This window comes from Klebsiella scottii (assembly GCF_036561945.1).
Lineage (GTDB): Bacteria > Pseudomonadota > Gammaproteobacteria > Enterobacterales > Enterobacteriaceae > Klebsiella > Klebsiella scottii.
Genome location: NZ_JARXNI010000020.1, coordinates 1,441,232 through 1,463,879, shown reverse-complemented (window position 1 = coordinate 1,463,879; position 22,648 = coordinate 1,441,232). Strand labels below are relative to the sequence as shown.

Annotated in this window: 21 protein-coding genes; 9 read left to right on the top strand and 12 right to left on the bottom strand. The window is 55.6% G+C overall.

The genetic code is table 11. The features are described 5' to 3' along the window. The first annotated feature begins 49 nt into the window (after positions 1–49). Entirely contained in the window at positions 50–382 is a 333-nt protein-coding gene (locus QFI97_RS14570) for a winged helix-turn-helix transcriptional regulator (RefSeq protein WP_095103307.1), read from the top strand. A gap of 63 nt (positions 383–445) precedes the next feature. Here the strand turns inward: QFI97_RS14570 and map are convergent, their stop codons facing one another. Further along, positions 446–1,225, bottom strand: a complete 780-nt coding sequence (gene map, locus QFI97_RS14565) for a type I methionyl aminopeptidase (protein ID WP_331834276.1) — start codon at positions 1,223–1,225, stop codon at positions 446–448. Then, entirely contained in the window at positions 1,206–1,424 is a 219-nt protein-coding gene (locus QFI97_RS14560; protein WP_095103302.1) for a ParD-like family protein, read from the bottom strand. The genes map and QFI97_RS14560 overlap by 20 nt, the downstream gene beginning before the upstream one ends. A gap of 211 nt (positions 1,425–1,635) precedes the next feature. On the opposite strand from QFI97_RS14560, the gene QFI97_RS14555 reads away from it, so the two are divergent. Next, complete coding sequence (locus QFI97_RS14555; protein ID WP_095103300.1) at positions 1,636–1,836, top strand: hypothetical protein; 201 nt, start codon at positions 1,636–1,638, stop codon at positions 1,834–1,836. A gap of 355 nt (positions 1,837–2,191) precedes the next feature. On the opposite strand, the gene QFI97_RS14550 is transcribed toward QFI97_RS14555, so the two are convergent. Then, positions 2,192–3,256, bottom strand: coding sequence for a LacI family DNA-binding transcriptional regulator (locus QFI97_RS14550; protein WP_331834277.1), 1,065 nt, complete (start codon positions 3,254–3,256; stop codon positions 2,192–2,194). 221 nt (positions 3,257–3,477) lie between these two features. Here QFI97_RS14550 and QFI97_RS14545 point away from each other — a divergent pair, with 221 nt between their 5' ends. Both QFI97_RS14545 and QFI97_RS14540 read left to right on the top strand, forming a co-directional pair. Further along, the gene (locus QFI97_RS14545) at positions 3,478–6,585 is read left to right on the top strand and encodes a beta-galactosidase (RefSeq protein ID WP_346431440.1); all 3,108 of its coding nucleotides are present in this window, start codon (positions 3,478–3,480) and stop codon (positions 6,583–6,585) included. Between the two features lie 256 nt (positions 6,586–6,841). Further along, positions 6,842–8,107 (top strand): MFS transporter, encoded by a 1,266-nt coding sequence (locus QFI97_RS14540; RefSeq protein WP_095103296.1) that lies wholly within the window; start codon positions 6,842–6,844, stop codon positions 8,105–8,107. Between the two features lie 37 nt (positions 8,108–8,144). Here the strand turns inward: QFI97_RS14540 and QFI97_RS14535 are convergent, their stop codons facing one another. After that, positions 8,145–9,233 (bottom strand): AAA family ATPase, encoded by a 1,089-nt coding sequence (locus QFI97_RS14535; RefSeq protein WP_095103294.1) that lies wholly within the window; start codon positions 9,231–9,233, stop codon positions 8,145–8,147. Positions 9,234–9,317: 84 nt separating this feature from the next. After that, positions 9,318–9,578 (bottom strand): hypothetical protein, encoded by a 261-nt coding sequence (locus tag QFI97_RS14530; RefSeq protein ID WP_045859573.1) that lies wholly within the window; start codon positions 9,576–9,578, stop codon positions 9,318–9,320. A gap of 287 nt (positions 9,579–9,865) precedes the next feature. Here QFI97_RS14530 and bla point away from each other — a divergent pair, with 287 nt between their 5' ends. Together bla and QFI97_RS23460 are read left to right on the top strand one after the other, a co-directional pair. Further along, a complete protein-coding gene (bla, locus tag QFI97_RS14525; RefSeq protein WP_331834279.1) occupies positions 9,866–10,720 on the top strand; it encodes a PLA/ORN/TER family class A beta-lactamase in 855 nt (284 codons plus the stop codon). Between the two features lie 320 nt (positions 10,721–11,040). Then, positions 11,041–11,211, top strand: coding sequence for a YnfU family zinc-binding protein (locus QFI97_RS23460; protein ID WP_223261804.1), 171 nt, complete (start codon positions 11,041–11,043; stop codon positions 11,209–11,211). 332 nt (positions 11,212–11,543) lie between these two features. Here the strand turns inward: QFI97_RS23460 and QFI97_RS14520 are convergent, their stop codons facing one another. After that, complete coding sequence (locus tag QFI97_RS14520; protein WP_133599647.1) at positions 11,544–11,753, bottom strand: hypothetical protein; 210 nt, start codon at positions 11,751–11,753, stop codon at positions 11,544–11,546. A 457-nt stretch (positions 11,754–12,210) separates the two neighbouring features. Here QFI97_RS14520 and ydfZ point away from each other — a divergent pair, with 457 nt between their 5' ends. Beyond that, positions 12,211–12,414 (top strand): putative selenium delivery protein YdfZ, encoded by a 204-nt coding sequence (gene ydfZ, locus QFI97_RS14515; RefSeq protein WP_346431439.1) that lies wholly within the window; start codon positions 12,211–12,213, stop codon positions 12,412–12,414. Positions 12,415–12,536: 122 nt separating this feature from the next. Here ydfZ and QFI97_RS14510 read toward each other — a convergent pair whose 3' ends face one another. Beyond that, complete coding sequence (locus QFI97_RS14510; RefSeq protein ID WP_095103286.1) at positions 12,537–12,740, bottom strand: hypothetical protein; 204 nt, start codon at positions 12,738–12,740, stop codon at positions 12,537–12,539. 628 nt (positions 12,741–13,368) lie between these two features. Continuing rightward, entirely contained in the window at positions 13,369–15,414 is a 2,046-nt protein-coding gene (gene dcp / locus QFI97_RS14505) for a peptidyl-dipeptidase Dcp (protein ID WP_346431438.1), read from the bottom strand. A 194-nt stretch (positions 15,415–15,608) separates the two neighbouring features. Between dcp and ydfG the strand changes: the two genes are divergently transcribed. Together ydfG and QFI97_RS14495 are read left to right on the top strand one after the other, a co-directional pair. Continuing rightward, a complete protein-coding gene (gene ydfG / locus QFI97_RS14500) occupies positions 15,609–16,358 on the top strand; it encodes a bifunctional NADP-dependent 3-hydroxy acid dehydrogenase/3-hydroxypropionate dehydrogenase YdfG (RefSeq protein WP_095103279.1) in 750 nt (249 codons plus the stop codon). Positions 16,359–16,447: 89 nt separating this feature from the next. Beyond that, positions 16,448–17,134, top strand: a complete 687-nt coding sequence (locus tag QFI97_RS14495) for a GntR family transcriptional regulator (RefSeq protein WP_331834281.1) — start codon at positions 16,448–16,450, stop codon at positions 17,132–17,134. A gap of 53 nt (positions 17,135–17,187) precedes the next feature. Here the strand turns inward: QFI97_RS14495 and QFI97_RS14490 are convergent, their stop codons facing one another. The 4 genes from QFI97_RS14490 to QFI97_RS14475 all read right to left on the bottom strand — a co-directional run bounded on the left by QFI97_RS14490 (position 17,188) and on the right by QFI97_RS14475 (position 22,645). Then, on the bottom strand, positions 17,188–17,619 hold the full coding sequence (locus QFI97_RS14490) for a universal stress protein (protein WP_041145735.1): 432 nt from the start codon (positions 17,617–17,619) through the stop codon (positions 17,188–17,190). A gap of 292 nt (positions 17,620–17,911) precedes the next feature. Further along, positions 17,912–19,375: a mannitol dehydrogenase family protein gene (locus QFI97_RS14485; protein ID WP_346431437.1), complete on the bottom strand. Its 1,464-nt coding sequence runs from the start codon at positions 19,373–19,375 to the stop codon at positions 17,912–17,914. Positions 19,376–19,536: 161 nt separating this feature from the next. Continuing rightward, on the bottom strand, positions 19,537–20,871 hold the full coding sequence (locus tag QFI97_RS14480) for an MFS transporter (protein ID WP_095103275.1): 1,335 nt from the start codon (positions 20,869–20,871) through the stop codon (positions 19,537–19,539). 397 nt (positions 20,872–21,268) lie between these two features. Continuing rightward, on the bottom strand, positions 21,269–22,645 hold the full coding sequence (locus QFI97_RS14475) for an MFS transporter (RefSeq protein ID WP_331834283.1): 1,377 nt from the start codon (positions 22,643–22,645) through the stop codon (positions 21,269–21,271). Positions 22,646–22,648 lie beyond the last annotated feature (3 nt).

The following is a 22,648-nucleotide window of genomic DNA, read 5'->3' as shown; positions in this document are numbered from 1 at the left end:
GAAGGCACATTATTGTAGGGTAGGTACATAAATTATACTGAGAATTAAAATGAAGGACGTTATCTCCGGCTGTTCCGTCGAAGTCGCGATGAACCTTATCGGCGGCCGCTGGCGTTTGCTTATTGTGTCGTACCTGCTGGAAAGGCCGAAAAGATTCAGCGACCTCCGTCGGGATATACCCGCAATCTCTCAGCGGATGCTCACCATGGATCTCAGGGCGTTAGAAGAGGCGGGCGTCGTGCAGCGTACCGTTTATCCCGAAGTGCCGGTTAAGGTTGTTTACAATCTGACGGAGGACGGTCTCAGGCTGGTTAAAGTTGTCGAGGTCGTTCAGGAGCTGGGGCTGTGGCTGAAACAGAAGCAGGGTTCCGCGCATAGCTGACGGGATCGTTTTCATCGCCGGCCCCCTCCTCATCGATAAGAGATGGCCGGCGCAGCGGTTCTGTCAAAGCAGCTGCTCTTCTCCCTGACGCAGCGTCAGAACTTCAAAGCCGGTGTCGGTCACCGCAATGGTGTGTTCCCACTGCGCCGAAAGCTTCTTGTCGCGGGTCACCACCGTCCAGCCATCTTTCTTGAGCTTAGTTTTGCTGCCGCCCTGATTGACCATCGGCTCGATGGTAAAGACCATTCCCTCGCGCAAAACGGCCCCTTCGCCGGGTTTACCATAGTGCAGCACCTGCGGGTCCTCATGCATCTCTTTGCCCACGCCGTGGCCGCAGTACTCCCTGACGACGCTGTAGCCATTTTTTTCCACATGGGATTGAATCGCATGGCCGATATCGCCCAGCGTGGCGCCGGGCTTCACGACCTTGATTCCCTTCCACATCGCTTCATAGGTCGTTTTCACCAGCCGGCGGGCCAGCGGAGAAACGTCGCCGATCAGGTACATTTTGCTGGAGTCCGCGATCAGCCCGCCCTTCTCAAGGGTAATATCGACGTTAACAATAGCCCCCGATTTCAGGTGCTCCGTCTCCTTCGGCATCCCGTGGCACACGACCTCATTGATGGACGTATTCAGCACATAGGGAAAATCATATTGTCCCTTGCTGGCCGGGCGGGAATGCAGCTGGTTGACGATGAAATCCTCGGCGCGATTGTTAATCTCCATCGTGGTCACGCCCGGCTGAATAAACTCGTCCAGCATCGCAAAAACGGCGGCTAGCAGTTCGCCGGCATGGCGCTGCAGGGCGAGCTCTTCGGCGGTTTTAATGGGAATTGATTGCATTAATCACCTCCAGCAGACGATCGGACCCTGACTTAAGCATCAGCAGCTTAATCTGTTGGTGGTTCAGCTCGGGATAGAGCTCGCTCAGCATACCCACGCGGATCCAATATTCGGCCTGGGCGTTCACCGACCGCGACATGGCCCGGCTGGCATCGCGGATATCGTCATGCAGCAGATCTGAAATTTTTACGATTCCCATATATATATACCGTTATAAAACATATACGCATCGTATACTTTCTGGCGCCTGAAGTCACGCGGTTCGGCGCTGCCGTCAACGTCGAAAACGGTCGGACGGAAGACCGACATCCCCCGCCACTGCATAAACCATACAAAACATAAATGGGATAACTGTCACATTTTTAGTGTAGGGTACTAAAAATTGAATTGACCGCCAGGATAGCCATAAAGTGAAGACCTCGCTCGCGTTCCCGCTGCTGACCCTTTTCGTGGGGCTTATCGTCAGCGCTTTGTTTAACTCTTCGTCATCCCATCGCGGGCGCAGTCAATGCCAGTGGTCCGATAGCGTGATGCTGACCTGCCTGAGCAAACAGCATGGCGCAGTCGGGCGCATAAATCCCCTGGTCAAGCGCGTCAATATTTTACGATAACCGGAAGCTCCGGCCCCTGCGGCCGGGACCGTCCGCCTGACCGTCGTCTCCACAGCATTTTATGTTGGGTTAAAAACTATGGCCCGGGAAGGTCGGCGCACCGCCCCCTCCAGAAACAGAGCATTTATTCCAGAAACAGGATAATAAACGCTCAATCAGCAGAGTTAAATAAAATACGGCCCGGCGAGATGGACAAAACGCAGGCAAAAAAAAACCGCCAGTGAAATGGCGGTAAATAAATGCTTGCATGGATAGATTGTGTTTTGCATTGTACGCAAAGTAAGAGTCCATCTTTCTTTACGCCTGCCGCCCACTTTAGCATCCCCTACTTCAATGAAGATTAAACCAACCCGGCTTAAAGCTTTTCCACCAGCGTTTTTAGCTCCGCGATCAGCGGATCGCGGGCGGGCTCCGCGCCGTACGCCCAGGTCGACTGGCGTACAATCAGCGTGGTCGGCAGGAGTTCACGAATGCGCAGCTGCGGCGTCGCCATCTGCTCAGCCAGCAGCTCCACGGCCCTTTTACCCAGCAGATCGAAATCCTGCGCGACGGTAGTCAGCGGCGGCTGAAAATAGAGGCTATCCGCGGTATCGTCGTAGCCGGTCACCGAGATGGCGCTGCTGCCGGTGCGGTTAAGCTGCGCCAGCGCGCTGAGCACCCCCAGCGCCATCTGATCGTTGGCCACCACAATGGCGCTGATCCGCGGCTGAAGATGCAGCAGCTCAAAAGTCTTTTGCCAGCCGCTGGCCGCGCTCCAGTCGCCGAAGACCGTCACCGCCCTGCTGATGCCCAGACGATGCAGCGCCTCGCGCCAGCTGCCGAGGCGCATGCGCGCAGAAACAGAGCTTTCCGGCCCCGCCAGCAGGCCAAATTCCCGATGCCCTGATTCCCAAAGATGACGCACGCAGGCGCCGCAGCCATCGCGATGATCGAACCGCACGCAGGAAACGTCCGTTTCAGGAGAGACGTCGAGAAACAGGCAGGAGATATCGGGATTCTCGGCGGCCAGGCGCTCGGCGGTGCTGCTCTCCAGCGGCAGGCTCACGATGGCCCCGCGAATATGCTGGGCGCGGAACTCATCCAGCCGCGCCTGCAGCGACGAATAGTCGGTCTGCTCCGGCATCGCGATCGACACCTCCAGCCGGTGCATTCCGGCATGACGCTTCACCGCCGCGGCAATTTGCGATGGCGCATGCAGCGTCAACGACGCGGTGATCAGCCCTATGGACGGCGCCGCCTTCCCCGCCAGCAGCTGGGCGGAGCGGTTAGGCACATAGTGCAGCGCCTGCATCGCGCGAATCACCTTATCGCGGGTGCGTTCAGAGACCACGTCCGGGTTATTCAGCACCCGGGAAACCGTCTGCTGAGACACCCCGGCCTCTTTAGCCACATCATCTAAGGTTGCCGAACGCCGCTGCATGCTCATCTCCTGGTCGCCAAAATTGAGTCCGAATGCGTTAAATGTCTCACGCTAACATTTTATGTCTAATTCACGACAAAAATCAGCTCTAATTCCGGCATTTCGTGATCGTTAATGGGTTTCATTTCCAACAATATTGCGGCATAAGAAAAAATATCTGATAACACGTTCATTCTTGTCTAGCGAATGACATTTCCTTCACTTATCCGTCAGGTATGCGTATGCAACAACACGACTCAACCGCCGCCCGCTCTCCGCTGTTCCACGAAGTGCTGGCCCGTGAAGATTGGCAAAACCAGACCATTACTCAGCTTAACCGCTTAGCGGCTCACCCGACGTTTGCCAGCTGGCGAAGCATCGCCGACGCGCGCGATAACCTGCCCGGCGATCGCCGTCGTCTGCTGGACGGACGGTGGCAGTTTTCCTACGCCCGCAGCCCGTTTGCCGTTGACGCCAGCTGGATCGAAGCCGATCTGCCGGACAGCCGCAGCACCCCGGTTCCCTCAAACTGGCAAATGGAAGGCTACGACGCGCCGATCTATACCAACGTCCGCTATCCTATCGACACCACGCCACCGCGCGTGCCGGAAGATAACCCGACGGGCTGCTACTCGCTGATCTTTACCGTTGACCAGCAGTGGCTGGACGAAGGCATGACCCAGGCGATCTTCGACGGCGTCAACTCGGCCTTCCACCTGTGGTGCAACGGCGCGTGGGTCGGCTACTCCCAGGACAGCCGTCTTCCTGCCGCTTTTGACCTCTCGCCGCACCTGCGGCCCGGCGATAACCGCCTGTGCGTGATGGTGATGCGCTGGAGCGCCGGAAGCTGGCTGGAAGATCAGGATATGTGGCGCATGAGCGGCATTTTCCGTTCGGTGTGGCTGCTCAACAAGCCCCATCAGCACCTGAGCGACGTCCAGCTGACCCCACGGCTGGACGCGCTGTACCGCGACGGCGAGCTGGCCGTGGATCTGACCATTGCCGCGCCTGCCGGGGAGCTCGAGGCGCTGATCGCCGAAGTCAGCCTGTGGGAAGGAGATAAACAGGTTGCCAGCGTCCGCCAGCGTCCCGGCTCGCCGGCCATCGACGAACGCGGTAACTATGCCGAACGGGCCAGCCTGACCCTGGCGGTCGAGCGCCCGTCGCTGTGGAGCGCCGAAACGCCGCACTGCTACCGCGCGGTCGTCTCGCTGTGGCACGGCGATCGGCTGATTGAGGCTGAAGCCTGGGACATCGGTTTTCGCCGGGTCGAGATCGACAACGGGCTTTTGCTGCTTAACGGCAAACCGCTGCTGATCCGCGGCGTTAACCGCCATGAGCACCATCATCAGCGCGGCCAGGTGGTGACCGAAGAGGATATGCTGCAGGATATCCTGCTGATGAAGCAGAACAACTTTAACGCCGTGCGCTGCTCGCACTATCCGAACGTCTCCCGCTGGTACGAACTGTGCAACCGGTACGGCCTGTACGTGGTCGATGAAGCCAATATCGAAACCCACGGCATGGTGCCGATGAACCGCCTTTCCGACGACCCGTCGTGGCTGCCGGCGTTTAGCGCCCGCGTGACGCGAATGGTGCAAAGCAACCGCAACCATCCGTCGATTATTATCTGGTCTCTGGGCAATGAATCCGGCGGCGGCGACAACCATCAAGCCCTCTATCACTGGCTCAAACGCAACGATCCTTCGCGGCCGGTGCAGTATGAGGGCGGCGGAGCGGATAGCAGCGCCACCGATATTATCTGCCCGATGTACGCCCGCGTTGAGCGCGACCAGCTCATTCCGGCGGTACCGAAATGGGGCATCAAAAAGTGGATCAGCATGCCGGGCGAGCAGCGCCCGCTTATTCTCTGCGAATACGCGCACGCGATGGGCAACAGCCTGGGCAACTTTGCCGACTACTGGCAGGCGTTCCGCGAGTATCCGCGCCTGCAGGGCGGTTTTATCTGGGACTGGGCGGATCAGGCGATTAGCAAAACTTTCGATGACGGCAGCACCGGCTGGGCCTACGGCGGTGACTTTGGCGATAAACCCAACGACCGTCAGTTCTGCATGAACGGGCTTGTTTTCCCCGATCGCCGCCCGCACCCGTCGCTTATCGAAGCCAAACACGCGCAGCAGTTCTTCCAGTTCGCGCTGCTGGCGCAGTCGCCGCTGCGGGTCAGCGTAAATAGTGAATACCTGTTCCGCGCGACCAACAATGAAGTGCTGCGCTGGCAGGTTCAGTCAGCGGGCGAAACCTTCGCCAGCGGCAGCGCCGCCCTCGAACTCACGCCGCAGGGCCAGGCGGAGCTTACGCTGTGCGATACCCTGACCCTGCCTGCGGGAGCAAAAGAGGTCTGGCTGCTGCTGGAGGTGGTTCAGCCGCGGGCTACCGCCTGGTCGCCAGCCGAACACCGCGTGGCCTGGGAGCAGTTTGCCCTCGCCGCCCCGCTCGCGCTCGCCAAACCCGAGCCTGCCGGTAGCGCGCCGACGCTGGAGATCGATGAAGGGATCTATGTCGTCAGCCTGGGATCGCAGCAGTGGACCGTCGATCGTCACAGCGGGCTGCTCAGCCAGTGGCGCGCGGATGGCGTGGAGCAGCTGCTCACTCCGCTGCGCGACCAGTTTGTCCGCGCCCCGCTGGATAACGATATCGGCGTCAGCGAAGTGGAACGCATCGACCCTAACGCCTGGGTTGAGCGCTGGAAAAGCGCCGGTCTGTACGATCTTGAAGCGCGCTGCGTTCACTGCGAAGCCCAGCGTCTGGCCCATGAGGTGGTTATCGACAGCCGCTGGCACTATCTGCGCGGCGATGAAGCGGTCATCGTCAGCCGCTGGCGCATGACCTTTGATAGCGAAGGCCGTTTACATCTGGCGGTAGACGGCGAGCGCGCCGGCACCCTGCCGCCGCTGCCGCGAGTCGGCCTTAATTTCCAGGTCGCCGATCAGCAGCAGCCGGTCTCCTGGCTCGGCTACGGCCCCCATGAAAACTACCCGGATCGCCGGAGCAGCGCGGAGTTCTCCCGCTGGCAGCTGCCCCTTGAGGAGATGAGCACGCCGTACATCTTCCCCACCGAGAACGGCCTGCGCTGCGATAGCAAAGCGCTGGACTGGGGACGCTGGCACGTCGCGGGCAACTTCCACTTCTCGGTGCAGCCCTACGGCACCGGGCAGCTGATGGCGACGGATCACTGGCACCGGATGCGCCCGGAGAGCGGCGTCTGGATTACCCTCGACGGCCAACATATGGGCGTCGGCGGCGACGACTCCTGGACCCCGAGCGTTCTGCCGCAATGGCTGCTGCAGGAGACGCATTGGCAGTATCAGATAAGCATTCATTTCCAATAATAAACCCTGAATAATCGGGCCGCGCCGCGGGTGATTCGTCAAGTGAATCGCCCGTCGGCCGCCTGGAGCATGACGGTATGTACTCTCATAATTCGGGTTGCAGGCAGGCGGCGACGCAGGAATTCCCCGGAGCTTACTGAAGTCAGCGGCTGGGGTGAGCAAGGAAAAGCAACGCGCATGCGATCTGAGGTATGACGGGTATAAACGGGGCGTTACTTCCCCAACCTTACAGGCATAATAAAAATGGAACCTCTCTATGAAATTCTCTGAACTCGCGCCGCGAGAACGGCATAACTTTATTTATTTCATGCTGTTCTTTTTCTTCTATTACTTCATTATGTCGGCCTATTTTCCCTTTTTCCCGGTGTGGCTGGCGGACGTTAACCACTTAACCAAAACGGAAACCGGGATCGTCTTCTCCTCAATTTCGCTGTTCGCCATTATCTGCCAACCGATATTTGGCCTGATTTCCGACAAGCTCGGGCTGCGCAAGCATCTGCTGTGGACGATCGTGGTTTTATTAATCCTGTTCGCCCCGTTCTTTATATTCGTTTTTTCACCGCTGCTGCAGATGAATATTATTGTCGGCGCGCTGGTGGGCGGAGTCTATCTGGGGATCGTCTTTTCCAGCGGCTCCGGCGCGGTCGAGGCCTATATCGAACGCGTCAGCCGCGCCAACCGTTTTGAATACGGCAAGGTGCGCGTCGCCGGCTGCGTCGGCTGGGCGATCTGCGCGTCAATTACCGGGATTCTGTTCGGCATCGACCCGAATATTACCTTCTGGATTGCCTCCGGTTTCGCGCTGGTGCTAGGGGGACTGCTGTGGTTTTCGCGTCCGGAAAGCAGCAATAGCGCCCAGGTGATGGACGCGCTGGGCGCAAACCGCCAGGCCTTCTCACTGCGCGTTGCCGCCGAGCTGCTGCGCATGCCGCGGTTCTGGGGGTTTATTATCTACGTCGTCGGCGTTGCCAGCGTTTATGACGTCTTCGATCAGCAGTTTGCTAACTTCTTTAAAGGCTTCTTTGCCAGCCCGCAGCGCGGAACCGAAGTCTTTGGCTTTGTCACCACCGGCGGCGAACTACTTAATGCGCTGGTCATGTTCTGCGCCCCGGCAATTGTTAACCGCATCGGGGCGAAAAATGCGCTGCTGACCGCGGGGGTAATTATGTCGGTGCGCATTCTCGGCTCCTCATTCGCCACCACCGCGGTCGAAGTCGTCATATTAAAAATGCTGCATATGTTTGAAGTTCCGTTCCTGCTGGTCGGCACCTTTAAATATATCTCTTCCGCGTTTAACCCGAAGCTCTCCGCCACCCTGTTCCTGATTGGTTTTAACTTATCGAAACAGCTCTCCGGCGTGGTGCTGTCGGCGTGGGTGGGACGCATGTACGACACCGTAGGATTCCATCAGGCCTATCTGATCCTCGGTTCGATTACGCTCTGCTTTACGATTATTTCGCTGTTTACCCTGAAAGGCAGTAAAACCCTGCTGCCGGCCCCGGGATATAACAACGCCGCCTGAGGCGCAGAGCGCGTCGCCCGCCGCCTGCGGCGGGCTTTTATGTCCTGATCCGGGTCTCGCCGCCGCTGTTTTCCAGCTCGTAAATTTGGCTTTCCGCCAGCGACGAGATGAGCTCGGTCAGCTCTGCCGAGTGGCTGGTCAGCCAGATTTGGCTATAGCGCGATGCTTCGACAATCAGCCGCGCCAGCGCCGGAAACATCTGCCGGTGCAGGCTATTTTCCGGCTCGTTGATCGCCAGAAATGCCGGCGGCCTTGGGCTCAGCAGCGCCACCGCCAGGCACAGAAAGCGCAGGGTGCCGTCAGACATTTCCGCCGCCAGCAGCGGCCGGTAAATGCCGTCGCGCCGCATCTTTATCGAAAAGCGCGAATTCTCATTTTCACAGAAGAAACGGCACTCCGGAAAGGCGCTCTCGAGGATTTCGTGCAGCAGCTCCTCGGCGCCAATTTCGACAATCGTCTGAAACGCGGCGGCCAGGTTATGCCCGTCGCTATCCAGCACCGGCGATCGGTAGCCCACCGCCGGATGGCGCAGCGCGGAATGGCGGCCGATGTTGAATTCGTGATAAAAGCGCCACTGGCGCATGGTCTCCCGGACCCGGGATATTTCCGGGAAGCGATGGGGTTCACCAAGCTGGCCGAAGATCGATTCATTCTCGTAGATGGTGTCGGTAAAGGTGTTTTTCTCGCCGTGCACGTCAATCAGGAACGCCGCCTGGTTTTTGCGCTGCAGCACTCTGGCCGAGGGGCGGCGGGAGAAGCCGGCCAGCCAGATAGACTCCTCTTTCACAATCGGATCGAGCATAAACTGGGTGGGATACGGCAGCTTCTCCGGGAATCCAACCTGCAGCTCATAGTCGAACTGTTCCGTCAGGCAGGAGATCTGCAGCCGTTTCGGGTAGCGGGCCGTGGGCGCGCTCTTCCCGGACCACATAATATTTTCCAGGCCGCCTTCCTCGCTGATGTAGCTGGAAAATTTACCGTCCGCGGAGGCGGTGAGAAGATGGATGGCTTTGTAGATATTGGACTTGCCGCAGCCATTTGGGCCAAAGACGATATTCAGCGCCCCCAGCTCCAGCTCGATATCCCTGACCGATCTGAAATTTTGTATGCGGAGATGGTGGATCATGGTGCTCCCTAAGATCGCGAAATTATTTGCCGCCGCCGGGAGAACGCCGCCTGCCCGGACGACGATCGGTCGTCCGGTACAGGCTCAGCATAGCGATTTCTTCATACCCCGGGTCAGCGCAACTCGCGTTAGCTTATCCGTATCGTCGTGAGTATCGCTAAACACGCCAAAAAAGTAACGCTCATTATCGATAGTCTGCGAGACGATCCGATAACTCAGCGGCTGCCCGGATTTCGCGCCATATTGCGCGGCGGTGACGGAAAGTTCCGTCGCGGTATCGGCGACGCTGACCAGCAGGCCATCCGCCTTCCCCCCCACCAGCATGACCTTAATTAGCGGGTCCACCATGTTCCTCCCGGATTGGGGTCAATGATTAACGTTCGATAGCCGACGTCTGGTAGCAATAACGCTACCTTCAGTACATTCTTATAGTTCATACCGGCCTTAAATAAAAAAACTCTTTCTTATATTGAGCTAAGCATTGATTATTACGACTAAAAGCTGACGAATGATGAAGGAAAAAAGGGTAATTGTGAATCTTCACATCTCTTATTTCGCATTATTTGTATGAGAGTCGCCGGGCTACGCCCAGCGCGGCGTGAAGAATTAAAAACTAAGGAACAGTACCCGGAATGCGCCACTATCGTTTTGCCCTGATCCCCCTGCTCGCCGTATTCGCCCTGCCCGGCTGGGCTCATGACGCTACGGTGAATAAAGTCAAAGCCGCGGAGAGCCAGCTCAAGGCCAGAGTGGGCTATGCGGAACTGGATTTAGCTAGCGGGCAACTGCTGGCCAGCTATCGCCCTGACGAACGATTCCCGATGATGAGCACCTTTAAAGTGCCGCTCTGCGCAGCGGTGCTCGCGCGCGTGGATGCCGGAGAGGAAAAGCTCGACCGCCGCGTCCGCTATCGCCAGCAGGATCTGGTTGAATACTCCCCGGTGACCGAAAAGCACCTCGCCGACGGCATGACGGTCGCCGAGCTGTGCGCTGCGGCAATCACCCTCAGCGATAACAGCGCCGCTAACCTGCTGCTGGCGAGCGTCGGTGGCCCGGAGGGGTTAACCGCCTTCCTGCGCCGCAGCGGGGACCAGACTTCACGGCTCGACCGCCTGGAGACCGAGCTTAATGAGGCTCTGCCCGGCGATGCGCGTGATACCACCACCCCGCAGGCGATGGCAAAAACCCTGCGCAACCTGCTCACCGGCAGCGTGCTCTCCGCTTCATCACGGCAGCAGCTGCGCCGCTGGATGGTTGATGACAAGGTCGCCGGCCCGCTGCTGCGCTCGGCGCTGCCGAACGGCTGGTTTATCGCCGACAAAACCGGCGCGGGCAATCGCGGCTCGCGCGGTATTATCGCCGCCCTCGGCCCGGACGGGCAGCCCGCGCGCATCGTTATTATTTATTTAACCGGCACCGAGGCATCGATGGAAGAGAGAAACCGGGAGATTGCCGGGATCGGCGAGACGCTGATTAAGCACTGGTAAGGCAAGCGCTGTCGCTGGCGAGGCGGCAGCGGCCAACGGATGCCCGTCGCGCCTGGCGAGCATAACGGGCATATGACTGCTGCCCGCGCCGCGACGTGGACGGCGTCTGCTATACCGTCAGCGAGTTTAAGCGGAGTCCGCCAATCGGGAAAGTCATGTAAGCCATTATTTTTTATTACATTACATCTATAGGGAATCGGTTCTTCGCTGCCGTACTGCACATTTAAGGTTTAAGTAACCGCGAAAGATCGGTGGTTATAAAGCAAGCTATTTTCTCTCCAATGGTATATGGTTAGTAACCGCTCACCAGGACAAATATCATGTCTATTCTCAAAGATAAGGTACGTACATTACGACCGTTAAAAAGTACCTGCCCCCACTGCTCTCGCCAGTCAACGCATAGCCTGTCGAGAATTAAAAACGATATAACGTTAATCTGCCCCTACTGCGGCAATATTTTCCTTCCTTCTGAAAGTAAACCAATCAAATAATTGATTGATGACCCGCCAGCTGAAGTTTGAGTCCGCTCTCAGGCTTCAGTAAACAGAAGGCTCAAGCGCGATACCTTATTTTGGGTCAGGATCGGCTTATTCGGACGTCCCCTCCAACTGGTCAGCCTTATCACCGGTATCGCCGGGCGCCCGGCTGCGGCCCCCTTCGGGCGATCGACACGCTCGTCCTCTTCAGCGGATGCGAATGCCAACGTCAGCGCTCCACACAATAGCCCCTGAAGAAACATCTTTTCCAACTACAGAATGAATATCGTTCTGTCGGCACAAATAAAAAAGCTGCCGCAGGGCAGCCTTAAACTAATAAAAGTCGATTAATATCGCTTCATTGTATTGATCGGCGTTCTTTCTGACCAGTCAGGCCGCTCACCAGCCATAATCGCGCGCTGTTGCGATGGCGTCACCGACTGGGTTATTTCAGGCATTGGCTTGTAAACAGGCTTTGTCGCTGGAGCGATCGCAATATCAGAACTACACCCAGATAGCAGGAAAATAGCCAGTGCAGATATATTAAACTTAATCATTTTCAACCCTTCCATTGGGATAAAATATTACAGAAATGCTGTGGTGCCGGGTGCCTCCCGGTGAGCCTTTGCCTGACCGACTATGACCCGCGTTATCATCAGCTGGCAATACCTTCTGCGACATTACCTGGTCAGTACGCCCCTCCGCATAGGGGGATTCACCACATAGTAAAATTATCCAGTAGATAATAATTTCGTCAATCTATTTCACGGGATTGTCGCATAAGAAACGCGCCGTAGCGGATTGAAATGATAGCAATTTTTAGCCGTCATACGCTGGGCGCACGGGTCACCGGCAGGTCAAGCCACTCACCGGGAAACGGAGAAAAAAGTGTGACATTGATCAAAAACAAAAAATATTTATGTCAAAGGTGTATTTGTATTACATCCGCTTGTGAACTATGGACCTGATTGTTAAGCGGATTTTTATACCCAGACATTAAGAGGAGAAATAACCATGATCACTTATGATCGTAATCGTAACCCTATTACCAATGGCAGCCAGGTTATGATTAATGGGACTCGTAGAACAGGTAAGATCGTTGCCATACATTCTAATGGGTTAACTCCAGCCCAGTTGCGCCGCGGTAAAACCGTCGAAGTGGAAGGCTGTGAAGGCCAGTTTGAACCCGTTGAACTGATTCGCCTCGGTTTCCACTAACGATAAGAATGCCGCTGCGGCGGCATTCATGAATCAAACAGATTTAATTAAAGTCTCTACCTATCATCGTATTCTTCCCACAGGCAAGGCTTAGGCTAACCGACGCGCATTCCCCCCTCCTTCTACCTTTTCGAGATGGTCAGCATATAAACCGCTAACTCCACCGCTAAACCTATATCATCTTCCTGCCACGTCCCCTTAATCTTCTCGGCGATAGATTCCTTCGATATATCAGCCTTTTCCTCCACTAGCTGCACTACCGCAGTCCCTATCACGTTAATAATTTGAGGTCGCATTCGCATAAAAAACACATTTTCTTTTAACATAACCACACACCTCCTGCGGTCTTTTAGCAGGATAACATGGCGTATTATTAGAGGGATCGAAATTTATGCCCTCATTCCCGTATTCAAATGAACTCATTGTCGCCCTGTAGCGCCACTCTGAATATGGCAAGTATTTTGCAAAATCACCTCTTACTAAGATGCAAATGGCAGGAGGTGATGATGTTTCGGAAAATTTCCCCGAGCGAACAAGGGCTAATGACGTTGCTGAAACTGGGGCGACTATGTTGGTGCGACCCGCTCGGCCCCCCGCCGCCTGCATATGCAAACAACAGCAGCTACTTTCGGTACGTGGGACTACATCCGAATCGAATAGATATCGATGAGCAGACGCTGCTCCGCTGGGCGGAAAACGCAGAGTTATACGAATATATGAAAGAAAAACTCAACGCCCCGCCCACAGAGAAATGGGGCTAGAACAATCCTGTTTTTCGCCCTGCCGATAAGATTGCTCCGTACGTCATTTAGACAATAACCCCCCAGAGAATGGCTGCGGGGTTTTGAGCGATGAATTGAATTACTGCGTTCCCTTGACGATCTGCGAACGGGTCGGGTGCGCATCATTGCACCTTAACAGTGCAATGATGGACGGTTGAAGGATTCCCGGTGGCTAGGCACTCAACCCGCGATTCGCCAGCATCGGTTCAATCTTTGGATCGTGCCCACGCCACTGGCGATACAGTTCAGCTAAATCAGTGCTGTTGCCGCGCGACAGAATAGCCTCGCGGAAGCGCTGGCCGTTTTCGCGGGTCAGGCCGCCCTGTTCAACAAACCACTGATAGCCGTCGTCCGCCAGCATCTGCGTCCACAGATAGGCGTAATAGCCCGCGGCGTAGCCGCCGCCGAAAATATGTGAAAAGAAGCTGCTGCGATAGCGCGGCGGTACGGCGGCAAGATCGCAACGCTCCGCGCCCAGGGCCGCAGCCTCAAACGCATCAACATCCTGCGGGACGTTCGCCGACGACAGGCTATGCCAGTGCATATCCAGCATCGCCGCCGCCAGCAGTTCGCTCATGTCGTAGCCTTTGTTAAACTTCGCCGCACGGTACATGCTCTCACGCAGCGCGTCGGGCATCGCTTCGCCGGTTTGATAATGGCGCGCGTAGTGGGCGAATACCTGCGGCTCGCTGGCCCAGTGCTCAAAGATTTGCGACGGAAACTCGACAAAATCACGCGGCGTATTGGTTCCCGACAGGCTGGCATAGCGCTGGCTGGCGAACAGCCCGTGCAGCGCGTGGCCGAATTCGTGGAATAAGGTGATGGTTTCATCCCACGACAGGAGCGCGCTGTGGCCCGCAGCGGGCTTTTGATAGTTACAGACGTTGTAGATAACCGGCTGCTGCTTCAGCAGCGTGGATTGCTCAACGAATACGTCCATCCACGCGCCGCCGCTTTTCGAATCTCGCGCGTAATAGTCGCCGTAAAATAGCGCAATACCGGCGCCGTTAGCGTCGAAAATTTCCCACACCCGCACATCCGGATGATAGAGCGGAATATCGAAACGCTCGACGAAGCGCAGGCCAAACAGCTGCGATGCGGCCCAGAATACGCCATCCTGCAGCACGCGATCGAGGGCAAAATAGGGCCTGAGCTGCGCCTCATCGATAGCAAACCTGGCGCGCCGCACCTGTTCGGCATAATAGGGCCAGTCCCAGGCGGCGGCGGTGAAATCCTCGCCTTCATCATCAATAACCTGCTGAATATCCGCCAGCTCCTGCTCCGCTCTGGCGCGCGCCGCCGGAGCAATTCGGCGCATAAACGCCAAGGCCTGCTCGGGCGTGCCCGCCATCTGATCGGCCATTGACCAGCTGGCATAGTCAGCGGCCCCCAGCAGCTCCGCCTTCTGCGCCCGGATCGCCACCAGCCGCAGCAGCAGTTCGCGGGTATCGTTAGCATCCCCCTTCTGATTGCGCGTCCAGCCTGCGGCAAAGAGGTTCTCACGGGTCTGGCGACTGCGCAGTGAGAGCAGCGCCGGCTGCTGGGTGGTGTTGAGCAGCGGCAGCAGCCAGCAATCGCGGAGGCCCTTTTCAGCAGCCGCGTTTGCGGCCTCGCTAATCTCCTCCGCGCTGAGCCCGTCCAGCTGGTGCAGATAATCAATCACCAGCCCGCCGGATTTTGCCGCGCTCAGGAGCCGCTGCTGGAACTGGCTCTGTAGCGCTGCGCCCTGGGTATTCAGCCCCCGCAGCACCGATTTTTGCTCCTCCGCTAACCGCGCCCCCGCCAGCATAAACCGCTGCCAGGTGACCTCAAGCAGGCGCCTGGATTCTGCATCAATGCGCAGATTATCGCGCTCCTCCCACACGCGTTTCACGCGTTCAAACAGCGCCGTGTTAAGCCAGATATCGTTGCCTGCCTGCGCAAGCTCGGCGGAAAACTGCTCGTCAAGCTGCTGCAGAAGCGGATTGGTATGCGCCCCGGCCATCGCAAAAAAGACCCGGGTCACGCGCGACAGCAGCTGTCCGCTCAGCTCCAGCGCCACCAGCGTATTGGCAAAATCCGCGGGCGCCGGATTATTCACTATCGCGGCAATCTCTTCGCGCTGGCGCCGCATCCCTTCATCGAAGGCCGGACGGTAGTGTTCATCCTTGATCAGATCGAAATGCGGCGCCTGATAAGGCAGCAGGCTGACGCTTAAAAAGGGGTTATTTTCCGACATTATTATCTCCAGGCAGCGGGCATCAGGTTAGATTAGGCAACTCATTGATTGACCGCAATCATTTATCGCGGAAGCGCCTGGCCGCGCCTCATTTTTCATCGTCGCTAACCGCATCAGGCGCAATGATTTCCGTTACCGGTCCTCGTTAACGCATGCTATGGTATGACGACACAAAAGCGTTGAGGAACAGTAAGATGATTATCCTGGTTACCGGAGCAACAGCAGGTTTTGGTGAAAGCATGACCCGCCGCTTTGTCGCGAATGGTCATAAAGTGATCGCCACCGGACGTCGTGACGAACGTCTGCAAACGCTGAAAGATGAGCTCGGCGACGGCATTTACACCGCCCGGCTCGACGTGCGTAATCGCGCGGCCATCGAAGAGATGATCGCCGGTCTGCCCGCGGAATGGCAGGCCATCGACGTGCTGGTCAATAACGCCGGTCTGGCGCTGGGGCTGGAGCCTGCGCACAAGGCCAGCGTTGAAGACTGGGAAGATATGATCGATACCAACAACAAAGGGCTGGTCTATATGACCCGCGCCGTGCTGCCGGGAATGGTTGAGCGCAACCGCGGTCATATTATCAATATCGGTTCAACCGCCGGCCGTTGGCCCTATGCGGGCGGTAACGTCTACGGGGCGACCAAGGCCTTCGTTCGCCAGTTTAGCCTCAACCTGCGTACCGACCTGCACGGCACGGCGATTCGCGTCACCGACATCGAGCCTGGGCTGGTGGGCGGGACCGAGTTTTCCAACGTCCGCTTTAAAGGCGACGACGCCAAAGCCGGTAAAGCCTATGAAAATACCCAGGCGCTGACGCCGGATGACGTGACGGAAGCCGTGTGGTGGGTCGCCAACCTGCCCCAGCACGTCAATATCAACACGCTGGAAATGATGCCGGTCAGCCAAAGCTTCGCCGGCCTCAGCGTGCACCGCCAGGGCTAATCCCGTTGCCCGGCCTGCGGGCCGGGTATGGGCGCAAAGGCAAAAAACGCGTAAAATAGCGCACATAATCCATTAAAAAGTAATCATCAATGGCCGCAGAATCACAGCTCAATCCAACACAGCCTGTAAATCAGCAAATTTATCGGATCCTTCGCCGGGATATCGTCCATTGTCTGATCCCACCCGGCACGCCGCTGTCTGAAAAGGAAGTCTCCGTGCGCTTTGACGTTTCCCGTCAGCCGGTGCGTGAGGCGTTTATTAAGCTGGCGGAAAATGGTCTGATCCAAATTCGCCCCCAGCGCGGCAGCTACGTGAATAAAATATCCCTTTCTCAGGTCCGCAACGGCTGCTTCGTGCGCCAGGCTATCGAGTGCGCGGTAGTTCGTCGGGCGGCGGGAATGGTGAACAGCGAGCAAATTTATCAGCTTGAGCAAAATCTTAACCAGCAGCGCACGGCGGTTGAGCGCCAGCAGCTTAATGATTTCTTCCAGCTGGATGATGAATTTCATCAGAAGTTGTCGCTTATTGCCGACTGCCAGCTTGCCTGGGACACCGTTGAGAATATTAAAGCGACGATTGACCGGGTGCGCTATATGAGTCTCGATCACATCAGCTCGCCGGAAATGCTGCTACGTCAGCATCACCAAATTTTTCAGGCGCTGGAAAATCGCGATGCGGATGCGGTAGACGCAGCGATGAATCTGCATCTGCATGAAATTAGCGAATCCGTATTATTAATTCGCCAGGAAAACCGTGACTGGTTTAGCGAAGAGTAGTTGAACCAGCGGCAGGCGCTCTCTCCTGCCGCTACAGATGCAGATCGGCGCCGTTATCGAACCACCAGCACCGGTATTTTAGCGTAGCGTAAAATAGACTCGGCGTTAGAGCCCAGCAGATGGGTGGAAATACCCGGCTTGCGCGAGCCGACAACAATCACATCATACTCATCGCTATTGCTGATAGCTAATATTTCATCACGCACGTTGCCAAACACGACCCGGGTATGAAGACGCTCTGGCGGAATTGAAAACAGACGCGACAAGGTCTTCATTTTCTTCTCAGACTCCTCTTTCATAAACGCTTCGAATTTATGAATATCTGCCGCAAAACCGCGCAAAATAGAGCGACTGCTGTTTGGCAGAACGTTTAATAACGTAATTTCGCCGTTTTCCGCTGATGCTAAAAATTCAGCGTGACGTACGGCCTTATCGCTTAAATCCATTTCAAAAACATCTACAGGCAATAAAATTTTTTTGTACATAGCCCGCTCTCCTTTTTCCCGAGGAAGTGTATTTCAGTAGCCTCACTATGACATAACTATCCTAAATGGAGAACAAACAATCCGCCGAATAAATATTTAATCCATTAAAACAGATGCAAATTATATTTATTTAGTTATGGATAGCTATAGTTATGTATATTCAATGGTCTCGATCATATTTATTACAGAAAGAGTGAAGATCGGCAGAATTACGTACGGGTAAGAGGCGCCGGCCGGCTCTATTACCCGTAGCAGCGTTAATGCCGCCGGAGCCGGCGGCATTAAAGAGCGGTTACTGCGCCAGCGCCCAGGCCGCAACGGTCGCTTTAGCTCCCTGACGCTGCAGCGAAAGATAGGCCTGAGTCACCGCGTCGACAAAGCGCGCATCCTGCGCCAGGCTGGCGCCGAAAATCGCCTCGATGCCGAGCAGCGCGTTCACCCGCGCTTCGCCATCGGCGCTCTCGCGCACGGCCTGCTGGATCACCGGCAGCAGCGGGTCGCAAATCTCAATCGCCTCTCCCCGGTCGTCGACGCCGCTGACGTAGCGCATCCAGCCGGCCACGCCCAGCGCCAGCAGGCTAAAGTCGCTCTGCTGCGCCAGATGCCAGCGTACCGAATCCAGCATCCTCTGCGGCAGCTTCTGGCTACCGTCCATCGCAATCTGCCACGTCCGGTGCTGAAGCGCCGGATTGCTATAACGATCGATCAGCAGCCCGGCGTAGCGAGCCAGGTCAACGCCCTGCACTTTCAGCGTCGGCGCCTGTTCGTCCAGCATCAGGCTGCGGGCGGCGCGACGATAGTTTTGGTCCTGCATACAGTCGTTAATGTGCTGATATCCGGCCAGGTAGCCGAGGTAGGCAAGGAAAGAGTGGCTGCCGTTGAGCATGCGCAGCTTCATCTCTTCAAACGGCACAACGTCCGCCACCAGCTCCGCGCCGGCCTTTTCCCATTCCGGGCGACCGGCGACGAAATTATCTTCAATCACCCACTGGCGGAACGGTTCGCAGGCGACGCCGGCCGGATCGCGCACGCCGGTCAGCTGTTCGATTTTATCCAGGGTCGCTGGGGTCACCGCAGGAACAATACGATCGACCATCGTTGACGGGAAGGTCACGTTAGCGGCGATCCAGTCGGCAAGCTCGCCATCAATCGCCCGCGCCAGGGCGCAGACGACGTTGCGCAATACGTGGCCGTTTTCCGGCATATTGTCGCAGGACATCACGCTGAATGCCGGTAAACCGGCGGCTTTACGCCGCGCCAGCGCTTCCACGATAACGCCGGGCGCAGACTTCGGCTGATGCGGGTTTTGGACATCGGCGACAATCAGCGGATGATCCAGCTGCAGCTCACCGGTGGCCGGCGAATGACAGTAGCCCTTTTCCGTGATGGTCAGCGAAACAATCGCCACCTGCGGCTCACACATTTTTGCCAGCACGCTTTCCAGCCCCTCGACCTGGGCGTGCATCGCCTGCTTAACGACGCCAACCAACCGCGCCGTCCAGGCATCCGCCGACATTTCGGCGACGGTATACAGCAGGTCCTGCTGTTGCAAATCGGCAATTTGCTGCTCGCCGCCAATCAGGTTTACTTCGGTGTATCCCCAGTCGCTGCCATGTTCCGCGGCCAGAATATCGGCATAAACCGCCTGGTGCGCGCGGTGAAAGGCGCCGAAACCGAGGTGCACAATACGGGAAATCAGTTTTGTACGATCGTAGTCAGGAAGTGCAGCCTTTGCCGCCAATAGCTTGTTTTGCATTATATAACCTACTTATAAATGAAATCAGGACTGTCTCAGAGTAACGCCTGTATGGTTGTATGTTTTGATTTGAATTAAGTTTTGCAGTATTGGTATGACATCATTTTGAAGTTATGTACCACACGGAGAGGTTTTGGCGGCATTGAAGCCGCCAGGGATTGTTAGTGTTTTTGCCACTGCTGGTATTCACGCTTGAGCCGCTGTGGTGCAGTTTCTGGCATCATCAGCAAGCCAATTATTGAGATAACACCCAAAACAATGACGTAGGTTGCAAGTCCGTAATAATGGCCACCTGTAACTTGCAGAATCTTCACCGCCACCAGGCCAAGGATCCCGCTACCAATAAGAGATCCCATCTGCCAAATCAATGCAATACCGCTACAACGAATATGGGTCGGGAACAGTTCAGGGAAATATGATGCCTGTGGGGCATAACACATACTGTGCCCTACGCTCAGAACCAAAATCATCACTAACTGAGTAAGCCAGAAACTATCCTGATTAATAGCAAGGAAGAATGGAACAATCATAATAACTTGAATCAACGCCCCAATAATATAAACTGGTTTGCGCCCGATTTTATCACATAGCGATCCCATCAGCGGTATTGCAATAATTTCTATTATTACAGCAACAATCATTGCTTCCATCAAAATATTAGCATCGAGATTATTTGCCTTACCATAGGCCAAAACAATGACTGTAAACATCGCAAATGTACACGCTTCGATCAATTTTGCGCACACTCCCTTTACAACAATTCCGGGGAAATCACGAATAACTTCAACCAATGGGCGAGATTCTTCAGCCTTGGTCTCACGAATTTGAGCGAACACTGGCGATTCATCAATTTTTAAACGAATAAACAACCCTACAATAACCAGTAGCAGACTTAACAGGAACGGTATACGCCACCCGTAGTCCATCATCGCCTCTGGAGAGAGCGTGGCATTCAATAAAGCAAACAGAGCTAATGGAAGCAGAAAACCAACTGGTGCACCGATTTGAACCCAACTGGAGAAGAATCCACGATGCTTTGGTTCAGAATATTCAGCTGTCATCAATACCGCACCGGCCTGCTCACCGCCAACACCAAAGCCTTGTAACACACGAATAAAGATAAGCAATGCTGGAGCCCAAATACCAATTTTTTCATACGTCGGTAACAGCCCAATACAAAACGTACCTAACCCTACAATTAATATTGTAATCACCAGCGCTTTTTTACGGCCAACCTTATCGCCGATATGACCAAAAACAATTCCACCTAATGGCCGCGCTAAGAAACCAACTGCATATGTTGCAAAAGCAGCAAGAGTACTAATTAAAGGATCGTCACTTGGGAAAAATAGATGTCCAAAAAAGAGTACCGCTGCCGTTCCGTATGCAAAAAAGTCATAATATTCTGCAGCGGTCCCAATTGCAGATGCACTGGCTACTCGGCGAATAATAGTTTTATTACCTGCACCACTTTTAACTTCGACTGAACTAACCATCGGTTTTTTTTACCTTTTATAGGGTATTGGGTTAATCAACATCTTTCGTGCGTACACATTATGCTTACCCGTTTCCCAGGGTGCCGTCTCCTATCCGGGTAATCGGTAGACAGTCCGGGTCGGACGGGTATTTTTCCCTCAGCACTCGTCAAACTTATTACTCAGCCCGGATGTCACTAAGGTGCGTACAGCCATTATCTAAGGTTTAACTACGGGAAAAAACGTCGAGCATCTGTTCGGAATAGCGCTTGTACTCCCGGAAGCCAAAGTTCGGTACCCACAGGTCAAATTAGCCTTAGGCGAAGTGCGTTCTACGACCGGGAGGCCATTTTTAATATCAATAAATACATTTCAGATATAAACAGAGATGATAATGGCGCGGAGCCTGACTCTGTTTTTAAATATACTGACCGGATTTCTGTTCTTCACGCAACAGGGCAGTATCAGCCGCATCGTTAGCCAGGCTCAGATCGCGGTCGCGTACTTCCGGCATCAGGGATGCGGCAAGCAGGCCGATAACCGAATAACTCACCAGCATCACCACGATGGGCAGCCACGAGTCGGTCATATTACAGAAAATACCCGCCAGCACCGGGCCGAAGCCAACGGCAACCAGTCCCCCCATCTCTTTTGAGATAGCCATTCTGGTGAAGCGATTGCGCGATCCAAACAGCTCGGCCATCGTAATATTTTCGAGCGCAAACAGACCCAGCACCGCCACGTTATGGATCACAACCAACGAGGCCATAATGGTGCTCACGCTGTGGCTTTTATCCATGATAATCGCCAGCATCGGATAGGCTAAAATAATCGCCGAGATATTCACGATAATATATGGAATGCGCCGCCCTACCTTATCTGAAAGCCAGCCCAGCAGCGGAATCGTGATAAAACCAATCACCGAACTAATCATTAACGCATCTGTTGGGATCGCTTTATCAAACAGCAGGGTTTGCACCAGATAGCCCGCAAGAAAGGTTTGAATCAGCCCCGAGTTGCCCGCCTGGCCGAAGCGCAGGCCCGTTGCCAGCCAGAACGATTTACTCTTCAGCATCGCTCCGAAGGTATTCTCCTGGATGCTGGCGGCGCTCTGCCGGCTGCCGCCCTCGGCGACTTTTTCGAATACCGGGCTTTCTTTGAGGTTTAAACGCAGCCAGATGGCGAAGATCATCACCACCACGCTGGCAAGGAACGGAACGCGCCAGCCCCACGCCACCAGCTGCTCGCGGTCGAGCAGGAAGAACATCACCGCCCAGATAGCCGTGGCGCTGAGGGTGCCGCAGTTGGTTCCCATCGCCACCAGAGAGGAGATAATCCCGCGCTTACCTTTCGGCGCATATTCTGCCAGCATCGTGCCGGCCCCGGATATTTCCGCTCCGGCCCCCAGCCCCTGAATCACGCGCAGGGTAACCAGCAGCACCGGTGCCAGGATCCCCACCTGGGCATAGGTCGGCAAAACGCCGATTAGCGTCGTACATATACCCATCATGGTGATCGTAATAAAAAGCACTTTCTTCCGGCCGATGCTATCGCCCATTTTGCCGAAAATAAACGCCCCGACGATGCGGGCAACATATCCTGCGCCGTAGGTCCCCATCGCTAAAATCAGCGCCATCGCCGCGGATTGCTCGGGGAAGAATATTTCATGGAATACCAGCGCGGCGCCTAAAGAGTAAAGCTGGAAATCCATAAACTCCAGCGCGGTGCCTAACCAGCCGGATACAGCCGCGCGGATGAGATCGGAGGTTGTTCTCTCATTCTTTACTGTCGTCATCTT